Source organism: Actinocorallia libanotica, assembly GCF_039525175.1.
Classification (GTDB): domain Bacteria; phylum Actinomycetota; class Actinomycetes; order Streptosporangiales; family Streptosporangiaceae; genus Actinocorallia; species Actinocorallia libanotica.
The window spans coordinates 23108-35720 of sequence record NZ_BAAAHH010000006.1 but is presented as its reverse complement, the minus strand read 5'-3'; the positions used below and the strand labels follow the sequence as shown (position 1 = coordinate 35720).

Sequence of the window (12613 nt, the reverse complement as noted above, 5' to 3'; positions counted from 1 at the left end):
GCCGGGCGGCCGGTCAGGGAAGGCCCTGGTGGAGGCGGAAGAGGGTGCCGTCGCGGCCGGATCGGATCTCCACCAGGTCGCACAGCTGGCGGACCGCCCACATGCCCGCCTCGCCCGTGCGGTCGGGGTGCGGGGGGATGAAGCCGAGGAAGGGGTCGGCCAGCCGGAAGGCGGGGTCGATGAGGTCGCAGACCACCGAGGCGCCGTCGGACCAGACGTACAGGACTCCCGCGCCGCCGCCGTGCTTGAGGATGTTGGTGGCCACCTCGTTGACCGACACGAGCAGCGGCATCGTGCGGACCAGGCCCAGGGCGCGGGCGTTCTGGTCGGTGAAGGCGCGCAGGGACGTCAGGTCGCCGCGGTGGAAGCGCCGCACGGCGAGCGGCTCGCGCGGGACGGGCAGCGGGGCGCGGTCGCACTCGGCGACGAAGGCGGCCGGGTCGGTGTAGCCGTCGCCCTGGTGGGTGCGCGGCGCCGCGCGCAGGACGTCGGCGGGGTCGCGCTCGGCGTCGTACGCGCAGAGCATCCGGGTGGGGGTGCCGGCCAGCACCACGTTGAGCAGTGCCTCGTACCGCAGCCACTCGCGCTGCTCCCGCCTGTCGCGCTCCGCCCACCGCTGCTCCACCAGGATGCTGGCGACGCCGTCACGCCACCAGCGCTCCCGGCCCTCGGTCATCAGCGCGGCCAGCGCGCGCGGCGGCGTGCCGAACCACGCGTCCGTCCGGTGGCACTCCAGCTCGCCGGGGACGGCCTCGCGCAGCGCCTCGAGCCGCCGCGGGGAGGCCACCGCGACGAGCCGTCCGCCGGGCGGGGCGGACCTGAGGAAACCGCCGCCCGCCGCCAGGAACTCCGTCTCCTCCCGGTAGGAGAAGTGCCGGTGGACCAGAAGCCTCTGGTCGTTCCGGACAGCGGGCACCGGTCAGGCCTCCTCCACGTGGATGCCGGGCATTCCCCCCCACCCTGCCGCATGGATCAGTTCGACGATCGGCTCGGGTACCTCGCGGAGCATCAGCTGGCGCTCCCGGCCCCGCGGGGACGTGCGGGCGTCGAGCATCACGCGCAGCCCCGCCATGTCGCAGAAGTCGACGTCCGCCAGGTCGAGGCAGAGCAGGTCGGTGCGCTCGCCGAGCCGCTCCAGCGCCGCGGCCAGCGCCTGGAACGTCGACTCCTCGACCGTGCCGTGCAGGGACAGGCCCGGCGGCAGGAAGAGCGGGGAGATGCGCAGGACGCCGTCGTCGTAGACGTCGTCGGCCCGGACGTTGCCGCTCTCGTGGACGCCCAGGAGGTGCTCCAGGGAGCGGCGGCCGAACCAGCGGGTGTCGTACTGGCACAGCGCCATCGCGTTCACCGGGGCGCTGCGGAAGACCGCCTCGATCTTCTCCTCGAACTCGGCGAACCGCTCCGAGCCGGGCCAGCCCCGCAGGGAGAACGTCTTCTCGCAGGTCAGGCGGAGGCCGGCGTGCTGCTGGAGCATCGCCATCTCCAGGTGGTTGCCGAACATGGCGACGACCTCGTCGGGGTCGAACCGCCCGGTCGACAGGTAGGCCGACGCCGCGGGGACGATCACCAGCCTGCCGTCCGCGGCCGCGCCGTCGAGGTCGGCGGAGGCGGCGCCCGGCTCGGCGCGCAGCCAGTCGAGCACCGCGTCCGGCTCCCCGCCGTCCGAGACGTAGACGATCTTCTCCCCCGCGGTCAGGCCGTCGGCCACGAACGAGGCGAGGACGGACCTTCGCACGAGGTCGTTGTCGTAGGGGAGGCAGAGGTGGTCGCCGAACTTCATGCCGCCGACGGCCCTGCTCGGTGCTTTGTGCGCGCTCGGAGAGGTCATGTGGGGGGCTCCAGCGATCGACTCATAGTAGTCGGACACTAACAAACCGGAGCGCCGCCCGCCCGGTGCTTCGCGTGATGTGCCCGTTCTGGCCGCCGCGCAGCCCTTCCCTTCGTTTTAAGGTTGCCAAGCCGGTCACTGACGGCTCTCTTTCCTCACGCGTGGCTACCGTGCTCTGGAGGAAGGAGAACCCGATCATGCAACTGCTTGACGCGTTTGACCGCCACCCGGTCGAGGCGGCCGTCGTCGCCGGGTGCTGCCTGGTGGCGATGCTCCTGGTCATGGCCCTCACGGCGCGGGCGCTGCGCGCGCTGCGGCGCGGGAAGGTCGAGGGGCAGCGGGTGGTGACGCTGCTGGGCGCGGCGATCGCCACCGGACTCTCGGCCCAGGGCATGTACGTCTTCTTCCGGGACTCGGTCGAGGTGCCGCCCCTGCTGCGGATCGTGTTCTTCGCGTTCCTGGAGATCATGGTGCTGGGCTCGGCGCTGCGGGCGAAGGCCTCGATGCAGGAGAAGTACAGCGCCGGCATCGACGGCATCGCGATGTGGACGTTCACGATCCTGTCGGCGATCCTGGCCGCCACCCACGCCCACGGTCTCGGCGAGACCCTGTTCCGCCTGTCGGTGCCGCTGGCCGCGGCGTGGGCGTGGGAGCGGGAGATGAAGCTGGAGCGGCGCCGCCGCACCGGCGTGGGCGGGCTGAACTGGACGCTCACCCCCGAACGCGTCCTCACCCGGCTCGGCCTGGCCGACCCGACCGACCGCACCGCCTCGGAGGCGGGCTCCCAGCACCGGCTGATGCGCCTGGCGCTGGCCGCCAAGAAGGCGCGCATCGCCCGCGACAGCGGCGACCGCAAGGCCTACACCAAGGCGCTGCGCAAGCTGGACAAGGCGATGGACCGGGCGGCGGAGCTGACCGGCCTGGGCACCGACGCCGGCCGCGCCCAGGCGCCCGAGGAGATCCTCGTAGGCCGCCTGGCGGTGCTCTACAACACCGAGTCCCTGCTCGACCTGCGGCCGCCCGCGCCCTGGGCGGCGCCCTCCCCCGTCACGGCGGAGACCGTCCCGCCGGTGACCAGCGTGCCGCCCCCGCCGCCGGTGACGGTGACGGTGCCCCGGCAGGCGCGCTCCCCGAAGGCGGAGCGGCTCACCGCCCCGGCGGAACGGCCGGCCGAGCGGCCCGCGGCTCCCGCGGCTCCCGCGGCTCCCGTGACGCCTGTGGCTCCCGCGGCGCCCGTGGCTCCCGCGACACCTGTGGCTCCCGTGGCTCCCGCGGCGCCCGTGGCTCCCGCGGTGGACCCCGTCCCGCAGGCTCCGGCTCCCGCCGCGGATCCGGTTTCCGTCCCGGCTCCTGCTCCTGCTCCGGCGCCCGCGCCGCCTGCCGAGCCCGCGCCGGACCCGGCTCCCGCCCAGGACCCGGCCCCGGCGCCGTCCGCGGCGAAGGCGGCCCGCGCGGCGACCGCCGAGGCCGACTCCATGGCCGCCGCCGTGCGCAAGCGCCAGCCGGCCGCCGCCGCCGCGGCCGAGGACGCCAAGCCCCTGGACGACCCGGACGCCCTGTGGCCCTTCCCACCGCGCCGCGGCCGCCGTACCGCGACCACCGCGACGCGCACCGCCTCCACCCGCGTGAAGCGCGCGGACGGCCAGGGCGCCGAGGGCTCCTCGGCCGGGGACGCCGCTCCTGCCAAGCCGGCCCGCCGTCCCCGGACCGCCCGTCCCAAGACGGCGGAGTGACGCGGCCGCCCGGAGCCGCGGCGGATTTACAGGCCCAGCCGCTGGGCGTGCCGGTCGAGGAAGGCGCGGACGTCGTCGGCCGGCTTGTCGGGCAGGCCCCAGATGATCTCGGTGACACCGGCCTCCGCCCAGGCGGCGATGGTCTCGGGCGAGAGGCGGGCGGCGGCCAGGACGCGGACCTCGGGTTCGCCCGGGCGGCCCGCGTCCGCCCAGGCTGCGCGCAGCTCGGCGATCTTGGGCAGGACGTCCCGCTCGGTGGGCGTGGTGATCCAGCCGTCGGCGTGGGCGGCGATCCAGGCGAGGGTCTTCGGGCCGCCGCCCGCGCCGATCAGCAGGGGGATGTGCGGCCGCGCGGGCTTGGGCCAGGCCCAGGACGGGCCGAAGGAGACGAACTCCCCGGCGTAGGAGGCCTGCTCCCGCGTCCACAGGGCGCGCATCGCCTCGATGTACTCGCGCAGGACGGTGCGGCGCCGGGCGGGCGGCACGCCGTGGTCGGCGAGCTCGTCGGTGTTCCAGCCGAACCCTGCGCCCAGGGTGAGGCGGCCGCCGGAGAGGTGGTCGAGGGTGGCGAGGGTCTTGGCCAGGGTGATGGGATCGGACTCCACCGGCAGCGCCACGGCCGTCGACAGGCCGATCACCGAGGTGGCCTGGGCCGCGGTGGCCAGCGACACCCACGGGTCGAGGGTGCGCGCGTAGCGGTCGTCGGGGAGTTCGGCGCCGCCCGTGCCGGGGTGGGCGGCCTCGCGGCGGACGGGGATGTGGGTGTGCTCCGGCACGTAGAAGGTGGCGAACCCGCGGTCCTCCGCGGCTTTGGCGGCTTCGGCGGGCGTGATGCCCCGGTCGCTGGTGAAGAGCACGATGCCATGGCGCATGGGATGATTTTAGAACGTGTTCTCTTTCCACCGGGCGGTGCCCGGCCGCCGGTGCGCGATCATGGATCGGCCCTATGAAAACCTAATATCCTTCTGCGAGAATGCTACTCTCATGAAAGGGGAGGCCGCGTCCGCCGCCCGGGCGCGCGTGCCCTTCACCTCATGGCCGGCCAGGACACCCACGCGCTCGCGGTGCCGACAAGGGAGCAGGAACGTTGAACCGGTTCGAAGAGATGAACTTTTTCCAGGACCCTGAGCTGGTCGCCGACCCGTATCCGTACTACGAGCACCTGCGCGGCAAGTGCCCCGTGACGCCCGAACCCCACCACGGCGTGGTGATGCTGACCGGGTACGACGAGGTCGTCGAGGTCGCCCAGGACGCCGAGCGGTGGTCCTCCTGCACCTCGGTCATCGGCCCCTTCGCCGCCTTCCCCGTCCCCCTGGAGGGCGACGACGTCAGCGGCCTGATCGAGGAGCACCGGGACAAGCTCCCGATGAACGACCAGCTCCCCACGTTCGACCCGCCGGTGCACACCAAGCACCGCGCCCTCCTCATGAAGCTGATCACCCCCAAGCGCCTCAAGGAGAACGGCGACCGCCTCGCGGAGTTCGCCGACGGCGTCCTGGACGGCTTCCTCGCCGGCGGCGAGGGCGAGGCGATCAGTGAGCTGGCCGTGCCCTTCTCCCTGTACGTCATCGCCGACCTGCTCGGCGTGCCCGAGGAGGACCGCGACCGGTTCGCCGCGGTGCTGCAGGGCAAGGACGTCGAGACGAGCACCCTGGGCAGCACCGAGGGCCAGCTGTCCCACTCCCCGATGGAGTTCCTCTACAAGAGCTTCGTCGACTACATCGAGGACCGCCGCCGCGACCCGCGCGAGGACGTCCTCACCGCCATGGCGCAGGCGACGTTCCCCGACGGCTCCCTCCCCGAGGTCATGGACGTCGTGCGCGTGGCCGCCAACCTGTACTCGGCGGGCCAGGAGACCACCGTCCGCCTCATCAGCTCGGCGCTCCAGATCCTCGCCGACAACCCCGACGTCCAGCGGCGGCTCCGCGAGGAGCCCGGGCTCATCGGCAACTTCATCGAGGAGACGCTGCGCACCGAGAGCCCGATCAAGGGCGACTTCCGGTTGTCGAAGGTGCCGGTCACCGTGGGCGGCGTCGACCTGCCCGCCGGCACCACGGTGATGCTGATGAACGGCGCCGCCAACCGCGACCCCGCGCACTTCGAGGACCCCGCCGTCTTCGACCTCGAGCGCAAGAACGCCCGCCACCACATCGCGTTCGGCCGCGGCGTCCACACCTGTCCCGGCGCGCCCCTCGCCCGCGCCGAGGCGAAGATCTGCCTGGAGCGCCTCCTGGCCCGCACCACCGACATCCGCGTGTCCGAGAAGGTCCACGGCCCCGCCGGCGACCGCAGCTACCAGTACCTGCCCACCTTCATCCTCCGGGGCCTGATGAACCTGCACCTGGAGTTCACCCTCCCGGAGGCCGAAGCCTGATGCGTGTCGAGATCGACGACGACAACTGCCGGGGCCACGGCGTCTGCTGCGCGGTCTGCCCCGAGGTCTTCGACATCAACGACGACGGGTACGCCGTGGTGCTGCTGGACGTGATCCCCGCCGGTCTCGAGGCGTCCGTCCGCAAGGCCGCGTCCGGCTGCCCCGAGCGCGCCATCACGGTGAGCTGACGCACTCCGCCGCGCCCGTGCCACCCTTCGGGCGCGGCGGCTCCCCCTCAGCCCGCCGGCGCGCCCGTCGCGTCGGACAGGGACGTGAGGGACGGCGAGCCTCCGTTGAGGAGGTGGTCGCCGACGGAGCGGGCGCGGAAGACCTCCGGGTTGTGGGAGGAGACCGTACGGGCGTTGCGCCAGTGGCGGTCCAGGGCCCGGGTCTCGCTGGTGGCGGAGGCTCCGCCGACGCGGAACAGGTCGGCGGTGGCCTCAGGGTGTGTTCAATGACCACCAGTTTCCCCTGATGAACGGCAGTTTCTGCCGCCCAATAGTCCTCTGTCACGGCCTCACCCAATCGCTCCAGGTCCTGGAGGTGTTGAACGGCCAGGGCGGCTTGGCGGACTGCGGCAACCACGCCGAACGCCAGAACGGAGACCTCCCCGATCACCTGCTGGACTTGTGGACCCTCGCGAGGCAGTGCCACGCGGGCCCGAAGCCGTAGCGGGTGCGCCGTCTGACGAACGCGATGCGGTCGCGCAGGAGCTGCGGCAGATAGGAGTCGGCTTTGCCCAGTTCGATGAGGAGGACGTTAACGCCCTCGGCATTGCGGGTGACGAATTCTTGGTCCGTGGGAGAGGGCACCGAACTTTCCTCTCCAAGGTCTTCGCAAGCTCGTCCCAGGCGTCGGGTGCGGTAGAGGAGGTCTGTTCGGTGTCCGGGCACCTCCAATGGCCGTGGTTGATGTGGGAGACACCGTTCATAGCGAACGCGGTCAACTTCTCGACCTTGAAGGGCCGAGCTCACAGCTCTTCACCACACCTGGCAGGTGTGGTTCAGGCCGCGTCGCCGGCAGCGTGACTCACTGCCCAGACCGCCTCACCGCGCTGGGCGATGGTGCAGCCTGCGTTCACATCGGCGTGCTCAGCGAAGCCGCACGACGTGCAGAGGAAAGTGGACTGATCAGGCCGGTTGCCCCGGCTGATGTGATGGCAGCGGCTGCACTCCTGCGAGGTGTGCCGGGGGTCGACGAACACCACCGCCACCCCCGCCAGAGCAGCCTTGTAGGAGACGAATCCGCCCAGTTGCGCGAACGACCAGGAATGCAGCGTGGCCCGCTGGGGCTTGCGGAGCCGTACCCTGTCGCGGATACCGCCCAGGTCCTCCAGGGCGACACCGCGGCAGGTGCGTTGAGCCTCGGCCACGATCTTCTTGGCGATGCGGTGGTTGGTGTCGGCCGCGAAACGCGCCTCCCGGCCCGACAGCTTGCGCAGCAACCGCTTGGCGGACTTGGTGCCCTTCTTCTGCAGCTTCTGGCGCAGACGCCGGTTGCGGTGGCGGACCTGGTTGAGGTGCTTACCTGCGTACCGGTCGCCGTCGCTGGTGGTGGCGATGTTCACGATGCCCAGATCCACACCCAGAAAGGCGACCGGATCGGCCGGCGCGGGCTCGGGAACCTCGCAGGTGGCGTACAGGTACCAGTTACCACCCCGCAGCACCAGGTCGGACTCCCCGCGCCGGTGGGCGGTGAGCATCTTCAGCTGGGCGGGCGAGCACTGGAACGCGATGCCCTTCACGCGGCCGCAGACGGTCCAGATCGACACGGTGCGGGCCTCCAACTGCCAGGACAGGCAGCGGTCGTCGAACGGCTGGGCGGCGTCCTTGCGGAAGCGAACCGGTTTGGACTCCACGACTTTTCGTCGCTTGGAGCCCTCAGAGCCGTAGTTCCCGGCCGACAGGTTCGCTTTCAAAACGGCGTAGGCGTCAGCGGTCTTGCGGATCACATGGAGAGCAGGCTGGGCGGACAGACCCATCGCCTTCACTTCCCCGTACACCAGCCGCTGAAGCGGCATCCTGCCCTGAATACCGGTCTCGAACGCACGGCGAGAGACGTGGTCAGCGGCCCGGTTGCAGGCATGCAAAGTCTCCCGGAGAACCACCGCGGTGGCCTCGTCCGGAAGGAGCTTCACCTGCACCACCAGCTTCACGCACCCAACGTAACGCCTCGAACACACCAGCGAGCTGGTTTTCGGGCCCGGCATACACAGAGGAGCGAAACGTCCCCTCCTACCTGCATGTACATCTTGTCTTCGTCGCCAGATACCAGCGTGGCGTCCCCACCAGCGCCCTACTCATCTGCTTCCGCTCACTGCGAGCACGCTATGCGGGACGGGTGCGCCCGACTCGCGGCGCCCATCTGCGAGGGGAGTAGTTCCTCCCGGCCGTGACGGCCCAGATTCCTTACTGAATCGCGTTGAACTTCAGCGGAGGGAGGGTCATGGGAGTCGCTTTCTGGTCTCGTCAGGCGATGTCGGCGAGCGCGGGGCGGCTGCCGAGCGCTTCGGAGAAGGTGTCGAGGACGCGTTCGAGCTCCACGCGGGTGGTGGGCTCGATCTCCAGGGAGCCGTCCGGCCCGGTGGCGAGGTGCTTGTCGAGGGTGAACCAGCCCGGGACGATGTGCGTGGCGCCCATGGACGACAGCACCGGGCGCAGGGCGTAGTCGATGGCCAGGACGTGGGCGGTGGAGCCGCCGGTCGCCAGCGGCAGCACGGTCTTGCCCTCCAGCGCGTACTGCGGGAGCAGGTCCAGCAGGGACTTCAGCAGGCCGGAGTAGGCGGCCTTGTAGATGGGGGTGCCGACCACGACCCCGTCGGCCAGTGCGAACGAGCGGGTGGCCTCGACGATGGCGGGGTGGCCGAACTCGGCGCGCAGCAGCGGCTCGGCGGGCAGGTCGCGCACGTCGAGCGGGATCACGTCGTGGCCCTGGGCGGCGAGCCGGGCGTCGAGGTGGCGCAGGAGGCGCGCGGTGCGGGAGGTGGCGGAGGGGCTTCCGGACACGGAAAGGACGACGGCCATGGGGTTCTCCTCGAAGGTTGCGACCACGACCGATTAGAACTAATCCTACTGAAAAAGTCGAGTATGGATCGGCGATAGCCCGCCAGGGTTTCCCTTGCAGCGTGTCCGCAGGCCAGAGCCCCGGCGGGCGGACGCCGGCGGTGCGAGGGGAGGCCTATAGCGGCATCGGAAACACCTCTTCGACCGGCGCGTCAACCCGTGGTTATGGTGGCGGCCATCCCGACAAGGCATACCGGAGCAGCCCATGACCGACCCATCCCCGCCCGCCGCCGAACCCGTCCACGTCATCCGCGACGCCGCCGAGGCCGTCGAGGCGGCGGCGCGGCTGGCCGCCGAGTTCCGGGAGGGCGCCGCGGAACGGGACGCGCAGCGGAGGCTCCCCCACGAGCAGGTCGCGCGGCTGTCGGCCAGCGGCCTGCTCGGCATCACCGTGCCGGCCGGGCACGGCGGCGCCGACGTGCCCGTGCGCACCCTGGCCGAGGTGATCCGGCTGCTGGCCACCGGCGATCCCAGCCTCGCCCAGATCCCGCAGAGCCACTTCGTGTACATCAACGTCCTGCGCCGCCAGGGGACGCCCGAGCAGCAGAAGTTCTTCTTCGGCGAGGTGCTCTCCGGCAGGCGCTTCGGCAACGCCCAGTCCGAGGCGGGCACCAGGCACGTCCAGGACATCCGGACCCGGCTCTCCCCCGCGGGCGACGGCTCGTACGTGCTCGACGGGCTCAAGCACTACTCGACGGGCGCGCTGTTCGCCCAGTGGATCCCCGTGCTCGCCCGGGTCGAGGACGGCTCCCTGCACGTGGCCTACGTGCCGCGCGACGCCGAGGGCGTGACGGTCGTGGACGACTGGAACGGCATGGGCCAGCGCACCACCGCCAGCGGAACCGTCCGGCTGGAGGGGGTGCGGGTCCCCGCCGACCGGGTCGTCCCCCACCATCTGACGTTCCAGGGGCCGCAGGTGCACGGGGCGGTCGCCCAGCTGCTGCACGCGGCCATCGACGCGGGGATCGCCGCGGCGGCGCTGGCCGAGGCCGCGGAGTTCGTCCGCACCAGGAGCCGCCCCTGGTTCGAGAGCGGGCTGGACAGCGCCGTCGAGGACCCGCTGCTCGTCCAGCGGTTCGGCGAGCTCGGGCTGCGGCTGCGGGCGGCCGAGGCGCTGCTGGGCGCGGCGGGCGGCGCCGTCGACTCCGCGATCGCCGGCCTCACCGACGACACGGCCGCGGAGGCGTCCATCGCGGTGGCCGCCGCGAAGGTGCAGGCGGCGGAGGTCGCCGTGGAGGTCTCCGGAGCACTGTTCGAGCTGGCCGGGACCCGCGCCGCCGACGACTCCCTCAACCTCCACCGCCACTGGCGCGACGCCCGCACCCACACGCTGCACGACCCCGTGCGCTGGAAGCTCCAGCACATCGGCCGGTACGTGCTCACCGGGGCGCGTCCGCCCCGGCACGGGCTGCTGTGAAACCACCCCTTCCACGGAGAGACACATGAGCTTGCAGTTCCACTGGTTCCTGCCCACCTACGGCGACAGCCGCCACGTCGTCGGCGGGGGCCACGGGCTCCCCGCCGGCGCGGCGGGCGGCCAGCGGCCCGCCGACCTGGGCTACCTCACCCAGATCGCCCGCGCCGCCGAGCAGGTCGGCTTCGTCGGCGCGCTCACCCCCACCGGCGCCTGGTGCGAGGACGCCTGGCTGACCACCGCCTTCCTCGCCCGGGAGACCGAGCGGCTGAAGTTCCTGGTGGCGTTCCGGCCGGGGGTGGTCGCCCCCACGCTCGCCGCCCAGATGGCCGCGACCTACCAGCGCCACAGCGGCGGGCGGCTGCTGCTGAACGTCGTCACCGGCGGCGAGGCGCACGAGCAGCGCGCCTACGGCGACTTCCTGGACAAGGACGCCCGCTACGCCCGCACCGGGGAGTTCCTGGAGATCGTCCGCTCGTTGTGGCGGGGCGAGACGGTCGACTTCGAGGGCGAGCACCTGAGCGTGGAGCAGGCGAAGCTGGAGCGGGTGCCCGACCCGGTGCCGCCGGTCTACTTCGGCGGCTCCTCCCCCGCGGCGGGCGACGTCGCGGCCGAGCACTGCGACGTCTACCTCACCTGGGGCGAGCCTCCCGCGCAGGTCGCCGAGAAGATCGCATGGATCCGGGAGCTGGCGGCGCGGCGGGGGCGCACCGTCCGCTTCGGCATCCGCCTGCACGTCATCACCCGCGACACCGCCGAGCAGGCGTGGGGGGAGGCGCAGCGGCTGCTGTCCGGCTTCGACCCGCAGACCATCGCCTCGGTCCAGGCGGGGCTGGCGCGCAGCGAGTCCGAGGGGCAGCGCCGGATGCTGGCCCTGCACGGCGGCGGCCTCGACCGGCTGGAGGTCGCCCCCAACCTGTGGGCGGGCATCGGCCTGGTGCGCGGCGGGGCGGGCACGGCCCTGGTCGGCAGCCACGCCGAGGTCGCCGAGCGGATCCGCGAGTACCACGCGCTCGGCCTGGAGGAGTTCGTGCTCTCGGGCTACCCGCACCTGGAGGAGGCGTACTGGTTCGGCGAGGGCGTGCTGCCGCTGCTGGCCGCCGACGGCCTGTGGCGCCATCCCTTCGGCGCGGGCGGGGACCGGGAGGTCGGCGTGCCGTTCGCGGCGGCCGTCTGACCGCGCCCGGCCGCGTGGCCGGTGCGCGGAGACGGGTGCCACACGGCTTTTCCTATCAATTTGGTCGATTTTATTTTAAACTGGCCCCGTGCGGATAGAGCAGCTCGAATACCTCCAGGCGGTCACCCGGCTCGGCTCGCTGCGGCGCGCGGCCGAGGAGCTCCACCTCTCCCAGCCCGCGCTGAGCGAGACCGTGCGCAACCTCGAACGCGAGCTCGGCGTCGGCCTCCTGGAGCGGCGGCGGTCCGGCGCGAAGATCAGCGACCGCGGCCGGGAGCTCCTGCCGTACATGGAGGGCGTGCTGGAGGCGGTCGACCGGCTGCGGCGCGCCGCCGACGAGCAGCACCGCGCCGGCCGGACGGTGCGGCTGGGCACCGTCAACACCGCGACGGTGCCGCTGGTCATCCCCGTCATCCGCACGTTCCGCGCGCTGCACCCGATGACGCAGGTGGAGGTCGTGGGCGCCCGGCAGGCCGAGATCCACCAGGGCATCGGCGAGGGCGGCTTCGACCTCGGCCTGGTCAACCTCCTGGACGGCGACGACCCGCCGCCGGACTTCACCTCCACCGAGCTGCTGCGCGGCCCGGCCGTGGTGTGCCTGCGCCCGGACGACCCGCTGGCCGCGCTCCCGGCGATCGGCACCGCCGACCTGCTCCGCAGCCCCGTGATCATGATGCGCTCCGGCTACATCATGCACCGCCTGGTGCACCGCCTCCTCGGCGGCGCCCCGCCGTCCTTCTCCTACTCCACCGACGGCGCCGAGATGGGCAAGCTCATGGTCGCCGAGGGCCTGGGCGTCACCGTCCTGCCCGAGTTCAGCGTCATGGACGACCCGCTCCTGCGGGCCGGCTGCATCACCTACCGCCCCCTGGCCCCGCCCGTCCCCCACGTCCTCCTCACCATCCAGGCCCAGCGCTCCGGCTCGGTCTCCCGCGCCGCCCGCGACCTGCACCGCCTCTTCGTCCAGCAGGCCCTCGCCCTCACCGACCCGCCCGACCGCATCCACCCCACCTCGGCCGCCTGAC

The 12613-nt window shown here is 72.3% G+C and carries 12 protein-coding genes and 1 pseudogene; 6 read left to right on the top strand and 7 right to left on the bottom strand.

Features of this window, described 5'->3' with window-relative positions; translation table 11 throughout:
* Positions 1 to 13: 13 nt before the first annotated feature.
* Positions 14 to 916, bottom strand: a complete 903-nt coding sequence (locus ABD140_RS10205) for an anti-sigma factor RsbA family regulatory protein (RefSeq protein ID WP_344239234.1) — start codon at positions 914 to 916, stop codon at positions 14 to 16.
* Positions 917 to 919: 3 nt separating this feature from the next.
* Positions 920 to 1828, bottom strand: a complete 909-nt coding sequence (locus ABD140_RS10200; protein WP_344239232.1) for an MEDS domain-containing protein — start codon at positions 1826 to 1828, stop codon at positions 920 to 922.
* A 197-nt stretch (positions 1829 to 2025) separates the two neighbouring features.
* Here ABD140_RS10200 and ABD140_RS10195 point away from each other — a divergent pair, with 197 nt between their 5' ends.
* Entirely contained in the window at positions 2026 to 3561 is a 1536-nt protein-coding gene (locus ABD140_RS10195; RefSeq protein WP_344239230.1) for a hypothetical protein, read from the top strand.
* Between the two features lie 26 nt (positions 3562 to 3587).
* Here the strand turns inward: ABD140_RS10195 and ABD140_RS10190 are convergent, their stop codons facing one another.
* Positions 3588 to 4433 carry an LLM class F420-dependent oxidoreductase gene (locus tag ABD140_RS10190; RefSeq protein ID WP_344239228.1) on the bottom strand — a complete coding sequence of 282 codons (846 nt, stop codon included), beginning with the start codon at positions 4431 to 4433 and terminating at the stop codon, positions 3588 to 3590.
* A 215-nt stretch (positions 4434 to 4648) separates the two neighbouring features.
* Between ABD140_RS10190 and ABD140_RS10185 the strand changes: the two genes are divergently transcribed.
* Positions 4649 to 5935 (top strand): cytochrome P450, encoded by a 1287-nt coding sequence (locus ABD140_RS10185; RefSeq protein ID WP_344239226.1) that lies wholly within the window; start codon positions 4649 to 4651, stop codon positions 5933 to 5935.
* Positions 5935 to 6123 carry a ferredoxin gene (locus ABD140_RS10180; protein WP_344239224.1) on the top strand — a complete coding sequence of 63 codons (189 nt, stop codon included), beginning with the start codon at positions 5935 to 5937 and terminating at the stop codon, positions 6121 to 6123. The genes ABD140_RS10185 and ABD140_RS10180 overlap by 1 nt, the downstream gene beginning before the upstream one ends.
* A 47-nt stretch (positions 6124 to 6170) precedes the next feature.
* Here the strand turns inward: ABD140_RS10180 and ABD140_RS40090 are convergent.
* From ABD140_RS40090 to ssuE, 4 genes and pseudogenes are all read right to left on the bottom strand, one after another.
* A pseudogene (locus ABD140_RS40090) lies at positions 6171 to 6365 on the bottom strand (hypothetical protein); the annotation flags it as partial.
* 184 nt (positions 6366 to 6549) lie between these two features.
* Positions 6550 to 6747 (bottom strand): hypothetical protein, encoded by a 198-nt coding sequence (locus ABD140_RS10175; protein ID WP_344239222.1) that lies wholly within the window; start codon positions 6745 to 6747, stop codon positions 6550 to 6552.
* Positions 6748 to 6938: 191 nt separating this feature from the next.
* Complete coding sequence (locus ABD140_RS10170) at positions 6939 to 8090, bottom strand: RNA-guided endonuclease InsQ/TnpB family protein (RefSeq protein ID WP_344239221.1); 1152 nt, start codon at positions 8088 to 8090, stop codon at positions 6939 to 6941.
* A 313-nt stretch (positions 8091 to 8403) separates the two neighbouring features.
* Positions 8404 to 8958 carry an NADPH-dependent FMN reductase gene (gene ssuE, locus ABD140_RS10165; protein WP_344239220.1) on the bottom strand — a complete coding sequence of 185 codons (555 nt, stop codon included), beginning with the start codon at positions 8956 to 8958 and terminating at the stop codon, positions 8404 to 8406.
* Positions 8959 to 9202: 244 nt separating this feature from the next.
* Here ssuE and ABD140_RS10160 point away from each other — a divergent pair, with 244 nt between their 5' ends.
* The 3 genes from ABD140_RS10160 (at position 9203) to ABD140_RS10150 (ending at position 12612) form a co-directional block, all read left to right on the top strand.
* Complete coding sequence (locus ABD140_RS10160; RefSeq protein ID WP_344239218.1) at positions 9203 to 10414, top strand: SfnB family sulfur acquisition oxidoreductase; 1212 nt, start codon at positions 9203 to 9205, stop codon at positions 10412 to 10414.
* Between the two features lie 25 nt (positions 10415 to 10439).
* The gene (locus tag ABD140_RS10155) at positions 10440 to 11588 is read left to right on the top strand and encodes an LLM class flavin-dependent oxidoreductase (RefSeq protein ID WP_344239216.1); all 1149 of its coding nucleotides are present in this window, start codon (positions 10440 to 10442) and stop codon (positions 11586 to 11588) included.
* A gap of 88 nt (positions 11589 to 11676) precedes the next feature.
* Positions 11677 to 12612: a LysR family transcriptional regulator gene (locus tag ABD140_RS10150; RefSeq protein WP_344239214.1), complete on the top strand. Its 936-nt coding sequence runs from the start codon at positions 11677 to 11679 to the stop codon at positions 12610 to 12612.
* Position 12613 lies beyond the last annotated feature (1 nt).